Genomic DNA, 17,044 nt, shown 5'->3' with positions numbered 1-17,044 from the left:
AGGGCCCTGACTTTACATGTAATCTACTTTTCTGGTAAAACTGCTTCCGTAGTCATTTCCCATTCATGAATATCATACCCTCTTGCTCCATAAACAACATATGGATCGTTTTTCACAATTTCTTCAACCTCTTCAAAGCTTTCCGCGATGTAAATAACAAGTCCACCAGTACTATCCGTAAAACGACCTTTAGCAAAAACTTTCCTCTGTTCGGCTAACTTGCCTAAATAGTCTAAATGATCTTGACGGTACTGCCTGCTTTTTTCAGCATTCTTCATTGGTGAAAATGCAGCATAATACTTCATATGTATCCCCCTCCTAATTGAAACTAGCATTATTATATCGCAATTTTCAAAGAGTTACATAATAAAAGGTTCTTTTAAAAGGGAGCCAATCCTTTTAAGAGAACCTTTCTATCAAACTTGAATCTTCACATCATATTTACGTAGCCAATAATCAATTTGACATAAGTGTGCAATTAATTGGGGGCCGCGCATTAACTGACCATACCATGGCTCCTTAAATTCCTTCCCTTCACTGTTTACAATAGCTTCCACTTTTTCATGCTTCATAAATTCAAATAAACGAGCATTCGGATCTGCTAAAATTGTTTCCATCCACGCTATTACCTGCTTCGTATATTCTGGTTGAAAGGTCCTCGGATATGGACTCTTTTTTCGATATAAAACATCATCTGGTACAATACCTTCCAGCGCCTTGCGTAAAATTCCTTTTTCACGTCCATCGAGATTTTTCATTTCCCATGGGATATTCCAAACATATTCCACAATACGATGATCTGCATAAGGGACACGTACTTCTAGACTGGCTCCCATACTCATCCGATCCTTCCGGTCAAGCAGCTGCGCCATAAACCATTGCATATTTAAATAAAAAAGCTCTCTGCGCTTGGCTTCTTCAGGTGATTCACCATCCAGCCTTGGCGTTTCCAGAATAGTTTCCTGATAACGATTTTGAACATAGCTTTTTAAATCTAATTTCTTTTGCCATTGGGAATGAAGCAAGTCGATTCGCGCATCTAAAGAACGCATCCAAGGAAAACCATCTTGAATGGCCGACGGATCATGAAACCATGGATAGCCACCAAAGATTTCATCAGCACACTCACCGGACAATGCCACCGTTGTTTTTTCTTTAATCCGACGACAAAACCATAATAAAGATGAATCAATATCCGCTTGCCCTGGCTGATCTCGAACATCTACCGCTTCCTTCAGTAAAGCAGCAAGCTCAAGTCCAGAGATAATTTCATCATGATGATCTGTCGAAAATACATTAACCATCTGTTCAATCCAAGGCTTATCACTAGAGGGCTGGAAGGTACTTGACTGAAAATGTTGCTCATTTCCAGCATAATCTACTGAAAAAGTCGTTAATGTTCCCTTTCCTTTTTCCTTAAAATAGTCTGCAGCTATAGCTGTAATCGCGCTAGAGTCTAATCCACCAGATAACAAAGTAGATACAGGTACATCTGCTACAAGCTGCCGTTGCACTGCATCTACAACTAGTTCTCTTACCTTTTGCGCAGTATCTTCCAGTGAATCAATATGTGGCTTACTGACCATGTTCCAATAACGCCAAACTTTTAACCCATTTTTGGAAAAGATTAATGAATGCGCTGCACGAAGTTCACGTATACCTTTAAATAATCCGTGCCCAGGTGTTCTCGACGGCCCTAGACCAAAGATTTCCGATAAACCTTCATGATCTATTGCTGCATCAACAGCATCATGAGCTAGAATTGCTTTCAATTCAGAGCCAAAAATGAACTGCTCTTGTTCCTCATAAAAAAACAACGGTTTTACACCTAAACGGTCTCTCGACATAAAAAGCTGTTCTTTTTCTTCATCCCAGACACCAAATGCATAAATGCCATTGAGATAATTGACGCAATCTTCTTTCCACTCCAAGTAAGCTGTCAGCAAAACCTCTGTATCAGATGAGGTCTGGAATACATAACCTTTTTGAAGAAGCGTTTGGCGTAATTCCTCCGTATTGTAAAGCTCTCCATTATAAACAATCGTATAAGTAAAATCATTCTTTTTCTTACGCATTGGTTGTTTTCCGCCTTCTAAATCAACAACCGACAGCCGCTTATGTCCAAACCCAGTATGTTCATAGATCCAATGATTTGTTTCATCAGGTCCCCGTAATGATAACGTATCTGTCATTTTCTCCAAAACCGCTAGTCGTGTATGCGCATGCCTCTTCCAGTCAACAAATCCAGTTATTCCACACAAATGATGCCACCCTTTCCACCCACATTTTTAAGTCTACTTCTCATCGTATGCAAAAAAGTCGGATAAAGTGATAAAGTGAGACTTCATTTAGCGGGGAGACTCCTTCCAACTAAATATTAGTACCACAAGGGTATGACCTAAAGGCCCTTGAACAGAATCAGGAATTTACGGGCTGTTTTATCCCCTATCCTCAACATTTTGATTTTCTTCAGGATTGGAGGTCGAGATATCACAGCTCGTTAATGCGTGGTAAAAACACCCAAAGAATCTCTTCTAGGGTGTCTCTTCTATTACATCATTTTACTCGACAACAGTAACCGTTTCTTTATTTCCAATAATTACTTTCGTTGTCATATCGATAAATAAGCCAGTTTCTATTACTCCAACAATTTGCTTCAATTGTTTATTTAATTGATCTGGATCTGGTATTTTATTGAACGGACAATCCAATATGTAATTCCCATTATCGGTAACTAATATTTCTCCATCAAGCGTACGCAGCTTTGGCACACAGCCAAGTTTCGAAATTTCATTTGCTGTTCGTTCCCAAGCAAATGGAAGCACTTCGACAGGCAGTGGATACTCTCCCAAATGTGAAACCATTTTTGATTCATCCACAATAATAATCAGTTCCTTAGCAGCCTGTGCAATAATTTTCTCACGAAATAACGCTGCACCTCCACCTTTGATGAGTTGATGATTTTCATCTACTTCATCCGCACCATCAATTGTAATATCCAATTCCTTTACTTCCCGAAAATCAGTAAGTGGTACGCCAAATTCCTGCGCCCATTTCTCTGTTTGTTTTGATGATGGAATTCCCTCAATATTTACACCAGCATCAACAAGCTCACCTAGCTTCCGTACCATCCAATATACAGTTGATCCCGATCCAAGACCTATTTTCATACCATCTTTTACAAAAGTCGCAGCTTTTTCTCCAACTGCTTTTTTCATTTGATCTTGTTCCGTTAGCATTACTTACGCCTCCTTGATTATATAGCTATTAATTATTATAGCTTATTCGACCCGTCCAGCAAAATCAGGAGAAATTTTATAAATACACTCAAATCGCAAGTTTGATAAATTTATATTAGATACGTAACCGCACAAAAAGAAGACTCACAAAACGAGCCTTCTTTTCATTTACTATTTATTCAGCTACAATTGGTTCTTCTTGCGTAACTGCAATATCATAACGATACATGTTTGTTCCATCACCGATATAGTAATTATGAACTCGATTATTTACAGGTACAAGCTCTGAACGGTATAATGTTGGGAATACAGGAACTTCATCAATCATGAATTGCTGCCACTCATTGTATACTTTTTGACGATTCTCTAGTTCAAAGGCATCCTCCGAAACTCCAGCAGCCAGTAATTCATCGTTTTTGTCACTTGAATAACGAGAGAAGTTGAAGATCGCGTCTCGGCCATACAATCCTCTAGGATCTACGTCGATTCCAACGCCCCAAGCTGCTGAGTAAATATCAACCGCTGGGTCATCATCACCATTTTGACCTACACGATCGTAGAATGAATTAAATTCTTGTAAACGTCCATCTAAAAGCTGCACATTTAAACCAACTTGTTCCCAAGCCTGGATATAGTATTGAGCTAATGGTTCTGCCACTTCTCCTCCAGACATAGAAGCAAAATTAATAACAAGCTCTTCGCCATCAGGATTTTCGCGGAAGTTATCTCCATCTACATCTACATAACCAGCCTCATCCAAAAGTTGTTTTGCTGCTTCTGGATCATATGAAACTCCAGCGTTTGAATCATCATGGAATTCTGGATGTGACGGTGGAATGAGTGTTGTTGCATTCCAACGTAGACCGTTATAGAAACGTTCACCAACAGTCGTGTTATCTACTGCATGCCACATTGCTTTACGTAGATTAACATCTGCCATTTTTGCTTCAGGATCTGTCACAACTTCACCATTTTCTTTGTCCCAAGTACCTAATTTAAATCCAATATACGAATATGACCTATCAATTCTTCCTAAATATTCAACATTGGACATATCTGCATTGTCAGGGTATTGATCCACCTGGAATGCACTCACGGTATCAACACCACCGGATTCAAGCTCTTGTACAACCACATTCGGGTTAATTACTTTTACAGTAACACCATCTAAATTTGGCTCGCCTCTCCAGTAGTCTTCATTTTTAACCATGGTTACAGATTCCCCCGGTACAATGCTTTCTACCTTAAACGGACCAAATCCAATTGGGTTTTCACGTACTTCTGGTGATGCAGACATTTCTGCTACTTCCATATCACCAAAAATATGCTTCGCTAATGGATATGTCCAAATACTACCAGTTACTAGTGATGGTGTTGCTTGAATATAGGTGATCTCTAATGTTTTATCGTCAATCACTTTGATACCTGAAATTGTATCCGCTTCACCTGCATGGTACTCTTCCATTCCTTCAATATTAGTAAAATCTGAACCATATCGTGGACCATCATAGTCTGGATGGCCAATTACTTCATGCGCGAACAACCAATCTTCAGCAGTGACTGGCTCACCATCATGCCAGTTTACATTATCACCAATCGTGAACGTAAAGACATGCCCATCTTCACTGATTTCATACGTAGCTGCTCCATCATTTGTATACACATAGTTTTCATCCCAAGTTAACAAAGCCTCATCAAACCAATCTAAGATTTGAGCATCTGGGTCTCCTGAGTAGAAATTCCAGTTTAGCGTTCCTTCAAATGCAGTATCCGAAACTAAACCAAATGTAAGTGTTCCTCCATCAATTGCTTCCCCTTCATTTGTCTTAATTTGATTAAAATCATCAATTGAATAAAGTTCACTTTCACTATCACTTTCTCCTTCATCATCAGCCTCTGCTGAATCCCCAGAATCAGAACCACTATCAGTCCCTTCACTTTGACCATCATCAGAGTCCCCGCTACAAGCAGCTAATGCAACTAAAAGAACCAACATTAGTGCTAACAGCGCCTTCATAAGTTTTGTCTTACCCATAACTCTAACCTCCCCTTTTTTTAAAAGCTTTTTCTTAATTTCAGTTTTTAATGACTGAAATTATATATCTAACATTAATACGATTTGAATAAAGGTATTAATGTAGGTACCAAAGTAAGATGTGTACACAACCATCCTTTATTAACCTCTTCGCTGCCTTGCATCAGTAGCGCGTTTTAATGCCTGGCCAACATTATTTATAGCAAGCATCAAAATTAGAATGAGTATTGCTGCCGGTAGCCAAATCCACCATCTAAATTCAAGCGTTTGCGGATTTCTAGCATAACTGATAAGTGTTCCAAGGCTTGGTGTACTTTCCGGGAAGCCAAATCCAAGGAAAGAAAGACCAGATTCAATTCCAATATTCGCTGCTAAGTTTAATGTCATTGTAACAATAATTATAGAACTTAAGTTAGGCAGAACTTGTGCAAACATAATTTTAAAATTGGACGAACCCAAAGTCTTCGAAGCTTGAACATAATCGAGCTCCCTTTCCTGTAATGCTTTCGAACGAATAAGCCTAGCAATCCCCATCCATAAAAAGGCGGACATAATAAGAGAGAAAGACCAAATGCTATAATCAGATACAATGGTTACAAAAACAATAACGATCATTAATGTTGGCAAAACCATGAAAAAGTCAACTAACCGCATAGCAGCGTTATCAATATGGCCTCCAAAATACCCAGAAATTAAGCCGAGCAAAATCCCAACTGTTCCTGATATTAAAGTAACTAATATTCCAATAGATAACGAGTTTCTCGTTCCAATAATTAATTGGCCAAACACATCACGACCACCATAATCCGTACCTAATATAAATTGATCATTTGGAGGTTCATGTATTGCAAATAAATCAACTTTTACAATTTCCCCTTGATCTAAAAATAAAGAAATACCATATACAAACATGCATGTAAGTATCAACAGGATTAAAGATATTAACGCAACTTTATCTCGGACAATTTCCCTCCATAAAATTGAAAATCCGGAGGGACTTCTTACTTGATCAGACGCTTGAACGTCTGCATTAACCTTGTTCATTTCCATTTTAATTCACCTCAGTGTCTCTCGGATTCTACTTGATGCGTATCCTTGGATCAACGATACTTAAAATAATATCAGAAAGCAAAGCACCTAATATGGCAGCAATACCAAAAATTAATACAACTGAAGTTACGACACTATAATCTCGTAAAAGTACCGAATCAAGGAATAATTGCCCCATTCCTGGAAAAGAAAATATACTTTCAATAAATATAGATCCTCCGATTAACCCTGAAATTTCATAGCCAAAAAAAGCAGCAATGGGCAATAATGAATTCCTGAAAATATGTCGATTATATACTCTCGATTCAGGAGCTCCCTTAGCCCTCGCAGTTACAATAAAGTCTTTCTGTTTCGTATCAATTATTTCACTTCGCAAATATTGAACCGTAGAAACTGTGGTAATTACTGCCATTGAAAATGCAGGTAATAATAAATGTTGTAACTTACTTATAAAATACTCAAATGTTCCTGGTGTTAGTCCTGGTGCAACACTTCCACCTGTTGGAAACCAACCAAAATGAAAACCGAAAACCCAAACCATCAATAAGGCGGTAATAAACAGTGGGGCTGCAAATCCAATATAGGTATAGCCTGTAATTGCACGGTCTAACCACGTATCGTTCCAGCGTCCGCTAATAATGCCCAACGGAATCGCCATTGCATATGTAAAAATTAGTGTAAGAAGTGACAACCAAAATGTGTTAATCATCCGTTGTTCAATCAGATCAGATACGGGCATCTTATATCGAAATGATTGTCCAAGATCCCCTTGTACGACGCCTTTAACCCAGTCACTATATTGAACATACCATGGATTGTTGAGACCTAGCCGTTCACGCTGCTCTTCGATTGCAGCCGGATCAATATTTGGATCGATTAAGCCAGTAAGTGCATCTCCCGGCATCATTTGCGCTAGAATAAAAATAATTACACTAAGTATTACAATTTGAGGAAAAGTTACAAAAAGTCGTCTAACAATAAATTTCCACATAGAATCAACCTCTCTTCGGCAAAGCAACTTTATGTGTATCCGATATCGATTGCAAGCTGTACGCTAATCCTTCATGATCAAAATAATCATTATAGGAACTGTTGTATTCTTCTTGTACCTCTTGACGATATCGATATTGCTTTTCACGCATTCGCGGATTAATATCAGGAATTGCAGCAACGAGACGTTTCGAATAAATATGATGAGGTTTCGTAAAAATCTCTTCTTTTGTCCCTTCTTCCACATAACGTCCCTTATACATAATTCCTATGTGATCACACATATGTTTAATGATACCTAAATCATGACTAATTAATAGGTATGTCAAGTTTAGCTGATCTTGAATTTCTCGCATGAAATTGAGTACCTGGGCTTGAACAGAAACATCTAATGCTGAAACAGGCTCATCAGCAATAATTAACTTTGGTTTTAAAGCTAGTGCTCTTGCAACACCAATCCGTTGCCTCTGTCCACCAGAGAATTGATGGGGATATTTCAATATACTCTCTGGACTCAATCCTACAAGTTCCAATAAGTCTTGTACTTTCTTTTTTTCCTCCTGTTTAGAATGCATTTCGAAATTTCGCAATGGTTCTGCAATAATATCGAGAACACGCTTTTTAGGATTCAAAGACGAATACGGATCTTGAAAGATCATTTGAATATCTTTTCTCAAATCTTTTGTCTTACTTTTCATTGATGTAATATCTTTACCTTCAAATAATATCTGTCCAGAAGTTACATTTTCTAAACCAATAATTGCTCTTCCAGTGGTTGACTTCCCTGAACCTGATTCTCCAACTAGCCCGTATGTTTTACCTTGTTCCAGAGAAAAAGAAACACCATCAACGGCTTTGATATGGCCAACGGTGCGATTGAAAACTCCGCCTTTAATCGGAAAATATATTTGTAAATCCTTAACCTCAAGAAATGCCATTCTTCTCAGCCTCCTTACTTTCTTCAGAGAAGTAAAAATGCGTGTGACAACTGCACCTTACAAAATGACCTGGTTTAACCTCATGCAATACAGGATTTTCTTCGTGGACAGAGGCGTCAATCCAAGGTATTCTTGATGCAAAACGGCACCCTTTACGCGGTAAATTTTTTAACGATGGGACAATCCCTTGAATGACGTGAAGCTTGTCTTGTCCTTCCGTTGGTACTGAATTCAGTAATGATTTGGTATAAGGATGTAATGGATTTTCGAACAATGTATGTACTTCAGCAATTTCTACAATTTGTCCAGCATACATAACAGCTACCCGGTCAGCCATTTCAGCAACAACACCTAGATCATGCGTAATTAGAATAATTCCGGCATTCATTTCTTCTTTTAGCTTGCGAATTAAATCCAGTATTTGCGCCTGAATCGTTACATCTAGTGCTGTAGTCGGCTCATCTGCAATTAATAATTCTGGTTTATTCGAAATTGCAATCGCTATAACAACTCGTTGTCGCATCCCCCCAGATAATTCATGCGGGAATTGCTCATATACAAATTCCGGACGTGGAATTCCTACTAAATTTAATAATTCTATAACTCTTTGCTTACGTTGTTTCTGTGTCATTCTAGGATTATGTAAAAGTAATGCTTCACTAATCTGTTCTCCAATTTCCATTAGCGGATTTAATGCTGTCAGTGGATCTTGGAAAATCATTGCCATATCGTCACCACGTAATTTATTTAAATTAGCAGCAGACATGTCTACAATATCCTGATCATTGAGCAGAATACTTCCTTCTATTTTTGCCCGATTGTGGAGTCTCATTATGGAGAATGCAAGTGCACTTTTTCCCGAACCCGATTCTCCAACAATACCTAATACTTCGTTTTTATTTAGCGTTAATGTAACATCATCCACTGCAGCATAATAATCATCACCGATGCGGAATGAGGTTGATAGGTTTTTAATTTCCAATAATTTATTACTCAAATTAATCCCCCTAAAGTATTAATTTACCTCTACTATGAAGTATGATTGATATAAAAGAGCTACATGGTACTTAAAAAATTTAATCTACTGCACCCCCTCTAAACAGAAGGTTCTGATAATTATTAAAAAATAAAAAGTCTTCCTAACTAATAAATATAATAGACTTATAACTATTTTGTAATTATTTTCAGCATATTAGCTTTTGTGATTTTTCTAATAATTCACATCCTGAGTCAATACAAAGACAAAAAGGTTGTATTTCTTTATCGACTTATTCGGAAACTTATATTTGTTTTTTAAACATTTTGTATTATCCGAAATCAAATCGTAAATATTTCTTAATATATTAGAAGATTATAAGTGAATATTTTTATAAAAGCAATATCTTTTGATAAAATTTAACAGTAATAAATTCTGATAATTTTCGTTATTAATAAGAATTCTCTTTATAAAGTCTTTACTATTAAGGGTTTAACAAGTAAACATATAAATATTTTTTTAATTAATTTTTTTCGCATTATATGAAAATTTTAAATCTTAATATCTAATTTTGCAGATAAATTTAATTGACTAAATCAATTTTTTTCGCCTAAAATCTGACAAACTCTGACAAATCAACGGATGTATCCGCTTACCATTTTTCCTGAAAACAGAAAAAAAGCCTCTTGGAAAATAAATGCCAAGAAGCTTTTTCTTATAATGCCATGTAAGCTTTTTCTTTTTTTGGGGTTTTTTGTTCGGCAAGCTGCTGAATATTGGACATTGCACCAATATCCAAATTTCCTCCACTTACAATCACACCACAGTGCCTTGATTTTATTTTATCATTATGGGCGAATAAGGCTGCCAAGGCAGCTGCTCCCGCTCCTTCCATTAGTGTTTTATTTCGTTCGAGCATATACACAATGGCTGAAGCAATTTGCTCATCTGTCACTGTAACTATATCGTCTACATACTCCCTGATAACTGGTAAGGTTAGACTTCCTGGTTCTTTAACAGCAATTCCTTCTGCTATAGTTGAAACCTTATTCGATTTCATCACCGAATTAGCATGGTAGCTCTCATATATTGCCGGGGCCCCTTCTGCTTGAACACCGATTATTCTAATATTCCGGTTCACATGCTTCGCAGCAACAGCAATACCGCTAATTAATCCTCCCCCACCGATTGGGACGAGGATCGTATCCATTCTGTCTTCTTGCCGAAGCATCTCCATTGCAATGGTTCCCTGTCCTGCCATAATATCATAGTCATCAAAAGGATGGATATAAACTGCCCCAGATACCGATTGATGTTCGATGGATGCCTGATATGCTTCCTGGAAGCTCTCACCAATTAATACTACTTCAGCACCATAGTTTCGTGTAGCATTCACTTTCGCAAGTGGCGTACCTTCTGCCATAAAGATGGTTGCTTTCACGCCAAGCTTCGCTGCTGCATGCGCAACCCCTTGTGCATGATTTCCTGCAGAGGCAGTAAGCACACCTTTAGCAAGCTGTTCTTTTGACAGCTGCATCAGCTTAAAGCTTGCTCCACGAAACTTAAATGCTCCTGTTTTTTGCTGATTTTCCATTTTGCAATAGACGTGTTTTCCTACTATATTATCTGTCGTATGTGATGTTAATAATGGTGTACGATGAACAATGGGGGTCAGCCGCTTCATTGCATGGTAGACCTTATCACCGTTTAAGAAATCCCCAAGACCATTCACTCCTTCTTCTCGTTCAAAATTCATTTAATTTCTGTTGGCTTCATATGCTAATATTTTATTTTCTTGAAGCAAGGTTAATGCAATATCATCCCAACCATTCAACAGCTTTTCCTTATGATATTCAGGGATATCAAAGGTTATGACATTCCCCTTCTCATCAGAAATTTGTTGGTTCCGTAAATCAACATGCAAAACAAATTGTGAATCTGCAGCATCTTGCATCCATTCATGAAGTTGCTCTTCTTCCATCTTAATCGGAATAATTCCATTTTTCAATGCATTATTATAGAAGATATCAGCAAAGCTTGGTGCAAGAATCACCTTAAAACCAAAGTCTGTCAGTGCCCACGGCGCGTGTTCTCTTGAAGAGCCACAGCCAAAATTCTCACCTGCTATTAAAATCGATGCGTTTTTGTATTGCTGTTGATTTAACGTAAAGTCTTCTCTTGGGTTACCGTCATCATCAAATCGCCAGTTATAAAATAAAAATTCTCCAAAACCTGTACGCTCAATTCTTTTCAAAAACTGCTTAGGAATAATTTGATCCGTATCCACATTTGAGCGATCTAATGGGTATACTAATCCTTTATGCTCTTGAATTGCTTCCATTGTTCGTCATCTCCTAGCTAAGTACTCCTGCAAAGTTACGTACATCTACAAATCGCCCTTCAATCGCTGCGGCTGCTGCCATTTCGGGACTGACAAGATGCGTACGTGCTCCATTTCCTTGCCTTCCTTCAAAATTACGATTCGAAGTGGAAGCACAACGTCCTCCAGCTGGAACAATATCATCATTCATTCCAAGACACATACTGCACCCTGATTCTCGCCATTCAAATCCTGCTTCCGTAAAAACTTTATCCAAGCCAGCTGCTTCAGCTTGTAATTTTACACTAAAGGAACCAGGAACGACGATTGCTTTAATATGATCCTTCACTTTTCTACCTTTAACAATTGCCGCTGCTTTTTCTAGGTCACTTAATCTTGAATTTGTACATGAACCAATAAACACATGATCAATTTCAATAGAAGTAATTGGCTGATTTTCTTCCAGACCCATATATTCAAGAGCTCGCTTCACATCTTCTTTATGGTCCGAATCTGCAACAACCGGTGTATTCCCACCAATAGGTACACACATTCCTGGATTTGTCCCCCATGTAACCTGTGGTTCAATTTCATCAGCTTGAATGGTCACGGTGTGATCATACGTAGCACCTTCGTCTGTTGCTAAAGCAAGCCATTCTTCTGCTGCTTTATAGAATGCTTCTCCATTAGGAACATATTCTCTTCCTTCTAAATAATCAATCGTTTTCTGATCCGGGCTGATCAATCCTGCCCTCGCACCTGCTTCAATTGACATATTACAAACAGTCATTCTTCCTTCCATGGATAAGTTACGAATTGCTTCACCTGTATATTCCATGACATACCCTGTACCAAAGCGAACTCCAAATTTCCCTATAATAGCTAGAATCAAATCCTTTGCAGTTACACCTGGACCGAGATCACCAATAACTTTAACATTCAATGATTTTGGGCGTTCTTGCCAGATCGTTTGAGTTGCAAGTACATGCTCCACCTCACTCGTGCCAATCCCAAAAGCTAACGCACCGAATGCTCCATGCGTAGAAGTATGACTATCCCCGCATACGATTGTCTTTCCTGGCTGTGTCAACCCTAGCTGTGGTCCGATTACATGAACAATACCTTGGTCTGGGTGAAACATATCTGCAAGTTTAATTCCAAAATCGGCACAATTCTGCTTTAATGTCTCCATTTGCTTTTTTGAAATCTCATCTTTGACAACTTGTCGATTTATAGTTGGCACATTGTGATCCATCGTCGCAAATGTCAAATCAGGGCGACGAACCTTTCGATTGTTCATCCGTAAACCTTCAAAGGCTTGTGGCGAAGTTACTTCATGAACAAGGTGCTGGTCAATATATAGAAGGTCTGGTTTTCCCTCTTCTTGGTGTACCACATGCTTCTTCCATATTTTATCAATGATTGTTTCCGGTTTTCCCATTTCCTAACACCTCACTCTTTAAAATACGTATGAATCTTTTACACGTACATATTGCAAATTGAATCTGAAATACTCTTCGTAGTTAAATTCTCTAGTACGATTTCTGTTATTTTCTTAGTTCCAACCTGTTTTCCGTTTTGTATCTGCAAATCAGCCGTATGGTAGCCTTGTTCAAGACATTCATTTACTGCTCTTTCAATTTCAGAAGCTTCCTCCTCCAATCCAAAAGAGAAACGCAGCATCAATGCAGCAGATAAAATCATCCCAAATGGATTCGCAATCCCCTTACCTGCAATATCAGGTGCAGATCCGTGAACTGGCTCATACATTCCAACACCATCTGTCCTGAGACTAGCAGACGGTAACATGCCAAGTGATCCAGTTAATACGGATGCTTCATCACTTAAAATATCTCCAAATAGATTTTCCGTTACAAGAACATCAAATCGATTTGGTTGTGTAATCAATTTCATTGCGGCTGCATCTACTAATACGTGCTCAACCGTAACATCTGGATATTCCTGCATTTTTTCCTCAACAATTTCTCGCCACATACGACTGGATTCTAAAACATTTGCTTTATCTACAGAGGTTAAGTGCTTATTCCTAATCCTTGCACTTTGGAAACCTTTATCAATAATTCGTTCCATCTCTGCCCGCTTATAATAGAGTGTATCGACGACAGCATTACCATTCTCTCTTCTTTCACTCGGTTCACCAAAATATAACCCACCGGTTAATTCACGTATGATCAAAATATCACTGTCTTTTATGATTTCTTCCTTTAATGGAGAAGCATGCAACAGAGGGGAAAATCCTTTTACAGGACGAATATTTGCGAATAATCCAAGGGCTTTACGGATACCTAATAAACCTTTTTCTGGCCTTAAATGAGCCGGATTAGAATCCCATTTTGGACCTCCAACAGCACCAAGCAAAACCGCATCTGCGCTCTTACAAGCCTGTATTGTATCCTCCGGTAACGGGTTATTGTGCGTATCAATCGCACTTCCACCAATTGCATGTTCCTCGAAAGTAAAATGATGGTTATACTCAGCTGCAATTGCTAGTAACACAGCCTTAGCAGAATCCATAATTTCTTTCCCAATACCATCACCAGGAAGTAATATGATTTGCTTTTCCATACTCGGGGTCCTCCTTTTTCAAAGTATTTTTAAGAAAGCTCACGCCCGATTTTATAACTAGCTCCGGGCGCTTGCGCTCTTGGTTATTACGTCCAGCTTCAGCGCCCAGCGACTAGCGAGACTTCCCTCACCTCCGTACAATAAGTCAACATCGACTCTAGGTAAAGGATGGCCGACTAAAATCAGGCTAAAGCCTAACGTCGGCATACCCCTAAAGGGGCATGTTTCCTTTATCTCCTGCGTAAGAATGTTCGGCAAGCCGAACCACCCCAAAATACGGGGCGCAGTCAGTACGTCGCTAAACGGGCGCTTGCGCTCTTGGTTATTTCACAAGTTCTTTCTTTTCTATTGTTTTTACTTTGATAATATAACGATTTACTGCATTCAAAAATGCTGATGCAGATGCTTGAAGCACATCTTGTGCTGAACCTCTTCCATTTACGGTTTCACCATTTACAACTAGTTGAACATGTGATTCTGCTAAAGCATCCTTCCCTCCACCAACTGAGTTCAATTGGTAGTCTACTAGCTTTACATCTTCTTCCACTAAACTATCAATGGTTTGATACAAAGCTTCAACACTACCTGGAGCAGAGCAAGAATTCTCTACAACATCTCCTGCTGGTGTTTTTAAAATGACAGTAGCTGTTGGAACATTCTCTGTTCCATACTGTACTTGGAAGTTTTCTAATTGATACTTACTCACTGCTGAAGAATCTGTCTTGACTTCCATTGCAATTGTATATAAATCATCATCTGTAACTTCTTTTTTATGATCCGTAAGCTTTTTGAATTGATCAAAGGCTTGCTTCAATTCATCCTCTGTAAATTCGATTCCAAATTCTTTTACACGATCTTTAAACGCATGGCGACCAGAGTGTTTACCTAAAAACAGATTGTTTGAGCTAACGCCAACCATTTCTGGTGTAATAATTTCATAGGTTTCAGCATTTTTCAGCACGCCATCTTGATGAATTCCAGATTCATGGGCAAATGCATTTCTTCCTACAATTGCTTTATTTGCTTGAACGTACATACCAGTAAGTTTGGAAACAAGGTCACTCGTACGCTTTATCTCATTTAATTTCAAGCCTGTTTCAAAGGAATAAAAATCCGAACGAATTTTGAATGCAACTGCAAGTTCCTCTAAGGATACATTTCCAGCACGCTCTCCAATACCATTAATTGTTCCTTCGACCTGAGTGGCCCCATTTTCAACAGCTGCAATGGAGTTTGCTACTGCCAATCCAAGATCATTATGACAATGACAGGATAATGCAACTTGATCAATGTTCGGGACGGTTTCACGGATAAATCGGAATAGTTCACCATATTCTTTTGGTGTCGTATAGCCAACCGTATCCGGTAAATTTATGACCGTTGCACCAGCATCAATAACCTTTTCAATTATTTGGGCTAGAAAGTTCCAGTCCGAACGTGTAGCATCTTCAGCAGACCATTCGACCTCAGAAAACCTTTCTTTTGCGTAGGTGACCATACTGACTGCTGTCTCCATTACTTCTTCGGGAGTCTTCTTCAATTTATAAGTCATATGAATTGGTGATGTTGCAAGAAATACATGAATCGCAGGCTTCTCCGCCCCCTTTAATGCATCCCAAGCAATGTCAATATCGGATTTAACAGCTCTTGCAAGTGCAATAACGGATGTATTTTTAATCGTATCGGCGATCGCTTTTACTGCCTCAAAGTCACCTTTGGAGGAAGCAGGAAATCCTGCTTCCATCCGATCAACTCCAAAACGTTCAAGCTGTCTTGCAATTTCCAGCTTTTCTTGCTTATTCAAGTTAACCCCTGGTGATTGTTCGCCATCTCTTAGAGTCGTGTCAAAAATCTTAATTAGTGACATGTTCCTTCACATCCTTCTGTTTTGATTTAACGGATTGTTTAACAAAAGGCATTAAGTCACGGAGCTCCCTTCCAACAGTCTCAATTTGATGTTTATTTTCTTGGTTATTGATTGCATTAAATTGTGGACGACCTGCCTGGTTCTCAAGAATCCAACCTTTTGCAAATTTACCATCTTGAATATCTGTTAGAACATCTTTCATACGTGCCTTTGTATCTTCATTTACAACACGTGGTCCAGATACGAAGTCACCCCATTGTGCTGTGTCTGAGATGGAATAACGCATGTTTTCTAGTCCACCTTCATATAGAAGATCAACGATTAATTTCATTTCATGCATACATTCGAAGTAAGCAACTTCTGGCTGGTATCCAGCTTCCACTAATGTTTCGAAGCCAGATTTGATTAAGCTTGTAACCCCGCCACATAGTACTGCTTGCTCACCGAACAAATCTGTTTCTGTTTCCTCTTGGAAAGAAGTTTCCAAAACTCCTGCTCTTGCTGCTCCAATTCCTTGTGCATATGCTAATGCAAGCTCTTTTGCATTACCTGTTACATCTTGATACACACCATATAGAGCTGGTACTCCTGCACCTTCTTCATACGTTCTTCTTACAAGGTGACCAGGTCCTTTTGGAGCTACTAGAAATACATCTACATCAGATGGAGGTACAATTTGTGAAAAGTGAATATTGAACCCGTGTGCAAAAACAAGCGCATTTCCAGCCTTAAGATTTGGTTTAATGCTTTCTTCATAAACCTTTTGCTGCATTTCATCTGGAAGAAGAATCATGACAACGTCCGATTGTTCAACAGCTTCAGCTACTGAATATACATTAAAACCATCTTCCTCTGCTTTAGCTTGAGATTTTCCTGGTCTTAAACCAATAACAACATCATAACCACTTTCACGGAGATTCAATGCATGCGCATGCCCTTGTGAACCATATCCTACTACCGCAATTTTCTTTCCTTGTAATACCTCTTTTTGGATGTCTTTTTCATAAAGTACTTTAGCCATTAATATCTTCCTCTCATTAATT

General features: G+C 38.6%; 14 protein-coding genes. All 14 read right to left on the bottom strand.

The genetic code is table 11. The features are described 5' to 3' along the window. Positions 1–23: 23 nt before the first annotated feature. Positions 24–305 (bottom strand): YciI family protein, encoded by a 282-nt coding sequence (locus D1B32_RS16140; RefSeq protein ID WP_118889903.1) that lies wholly within the window; start codon positions 303–305, stop codon positions 24–26. Between the two features lie 111 nt (positions 306–416). Then, on the bottom strand, positions 417–2,261 hold the full coding sequence (gene asnB, locus D1B32_RS16135) for an asparagine synthase (glutamine-hydrolyzing) (RefSeq protein ID WP_118889902.1): 1,845 nt from the start codon (positions 2,259–2,261) through the stop codon (positions 417–419). 300 nt (positions 2,262–2,561) lie between these two features. Further along, entirely contained in the window at positions 2,562–3,239 is a 678-nt protein-coding gene (gene rpiA / locus D1B32_RS16130; protein WP_095310715.1) for a ribose-5-phosphate isomerase RpiA, read from the bottom strand. Between the two features lie 175 nt (positions 3,240–3,414). Further along, positions 3,415–5,274, bottom strand: a complete 1,860-nt coding sequence (opp4A, locus tag D1B32_RS16125) for an oligopeptide ABC transporter substrate-binding protein (RefSeq protein ID WP_118889901.1) — start codon at positions 5,272–5,274, stop codon at positions 3,415–3,417. A gap of 141 nt (positions 5,275–5,415) precedes the next feature. Next, a complete protein-coding gene (locus tag D1B32_RS16120) occupies positions 5,416–6,324 on the bottom strand; it encodes an ABC transporter permease (protein ID WP_379600426.1) in 909 nt (302 codons plus the stop codon). 28 nt (positions 6,325–6,352) lie between these two features. After that, entirely contained in the window at positions 6,353–7,315 is a 963-nt protein-coding gene (gene opp4B, locus D1B32_RS16115) for an oligopeptide ABC transporter permease (RefSeq protein WP_095310719.1), read from the bottom strand. Between the two features lie 4 nt (positions 7,316–7,319). Then, the gene (locus D1B32_RS16110) at positions 7,320–8,252 is read right to left on the bottom strand and encodes an ABC transporter ATP-binding protein (RefSeq protein WP_118889900.1); all 933 of its coding nucleotides are present in this window, start codon (positions 8,250–8,252) and stop codon (positions 7,320–7,322) included. Beyond that, positions 8,239–9,249 (bottom strand): ABC transporter ATP-binding protein, encoded by a 1,011-nt coding sequence (locus D1B32_RS16105; protein ID WP_118889899.1) that lies wholly within the window; start codon positions 9,247–9,249, stop codon positions 8,239–8,241. The genes D1B32_RS16110 and D1B32_RS16105 overlap by 14 nt, the downstream gene beginning before the upstream one ends. 694 nt (positions 9,250–9,943) lie before the next feature. Next, positions 9,944–10,984, bottom strand: coding sequence for a threonine ammonia-lyase (gene ilvA / locus D1B32_RS16100; RefSeq protein ID WP_240033814.1), 1,041 nt, complete (start codon positions 10,982–10,984; stop codon positions 9,944–9,946). Then, the gene (gene leuD, locus D1B32_RS16095) at positions 10,985–11,569 is read right to left on the bottom strand and encodes a 3-isopropylmalate dehydratase small subunit (protein ID WP_095310725.1); all 585 of its coding nucleotides are present in this window, start codon (positions 11,567–11,569) and stop codon (positions 10,985–10,987) included. Positions 11,570–11,582: 13 nt separating this feature from the next. Then, positions 11,583–12,989, bottom strand: coding sequence for a 3-isopropylmalate dehydratase large subunit (gene leuC, locus D1B32_RS16090; protein WP_118889898.1), 1,407 nt, complete (start codon positions 12,987–12,989; stop codon positions 11,583–11,585). Positions 12,990–13,027: 38 nt separating this feature from the next. After that, positions 13,028–14,134: a 3-isopropylmalate dehydrogenase gene (gene leuB, locus D1B32_RS16085; protein WP_118889897.1), complete on the bottom strand. Its 1,107-nt coding sequence runs from the start codon at positions 14,132–14,134 to the stop codon at positions 13,028–13,030. Between the two features lie 322 nt (positions 14,135–14,456). After that, the gene (locus tag D1B32_RS16075) at positions 14,457–16,001 is read right to left on the bottom strand and encodes a 2-isopropylmalate synthase (RefSeq protein WP_118889895.1); all 1,545 of its coding nucleotides are present in this window, start codon (positions 15,999–16,001) and stop codon (positions 14,457–14,459) included. Next, positions 15,988–17,022: a ketol-acid reductoisomerase gene (gene ilvC / locus D1B32_RS16070; protein ID WP_095310733.1), complete on the bottom strand. Its 1,035-nt coding sequence runs from the start codon at positions 17,020–17,022 to the stop codon at positions 15,988–15,990. The genes D1B32_RS16075 and ilvC overlap by 14 nt, the downstream gene beginning before the upstream one ends. Positions 17,023–17,044 lie beyond the last annotated feature (22 nt).

Origin of the sequence: Oceanobacillus profundus (genome assembly GCF_003515705.1) — a bacterium.
Taxonomy (GTDB): Bacteria; Bacillota; Bacilli; order Bacillales; family Amphibacillaceae; genus Oceanobacillus; species Oceanobacillus profundus.
This window is presented reverse-complemented; position numbering and strand designations above follow the sequence as displayed.

Bases quoted from the DNA above. Each gene is read 5' to 3' on its own strand.
- leuC (WP_118889898.1), bottom strand. From the start codon at position 12,989: ATGGGAAAACCGGAAACAATCATTGATAAAATATGGAAGAAGCATGTG.
- ilvA (WP_240033814.1), bottom strand. From the start codon at position 10,984: ATGAATTTTGAACGAGAAGAAGGAGTGAATGGTCTTGGGGATTTCTTA.
- D1B32_RS16120 (WP_379600426.1), bottom strand. From the start codon at position 6,324: ATGGAAATGAACAAGGTTAATGCAGACGTTCAAGCGTCTGATCAAGTA.
- opp4A (WP_118889901.1), bottom strand. From the start codon at position 5,274: ATGGGTAAGACAAAACTTATGAAGGCGCTGTTAGCACTAATGTTGGTT.
- leuB (WP_118889897.1), bottom strand. From the start codon at position 14,134: ATGGAAAAGCAAATCATATTACTTCCTGGTGATGGTATTGGGAAAGAA.
- rpiA (WP_095310715.1), bottom strand. From the start codon at position 3,239: ATGCTAACGGAACAAGATCAAATGAAAAAAGCAGTTGGAGAAAAAGCT.
- leuD (WP_095310725.1), bottom strand. From the start codon at position 11,569: ATGGAAGCAATTCAAGAGCATAAAGGATTAGTATACCCATTAGATCGC.
- D1B32_RS16075 (WP_118889895.1), bottom strand. From the start codon at position 16,001: ATGTCACTAATTAAGATTTTTGACACGACTCTAAGAGATGGCGAACAA.
- ilvC (WP_095310733.1), bottom strand. From the start codon at position 17,022: ATGGCTAAAGTACTTTATGAAAAAGACATCCAAAAAGAGGTATTACAA.
- D1B32_RS16110 (WP_118889900.1), bottom strand. From the start codon at position 8,252: ATGGCATTTCTTGAGGTTAAGGATTTACAAATATATTTTCCGATTAAA.
- D1B32_RS16140 (WP_118889903.1), bottom strand. From the start codon at position 305: ATGAAGTATTATGCTGCATTTTCACCAATGAAGAATGCTGAAAAAAGC.
- opp4B (WP_095310719.1), bottom strand. From the start codon at position 7,315: ATGTGGAAATTTATTGTTAGACGACTTTTTGTAACTTTTCCTCAAATT.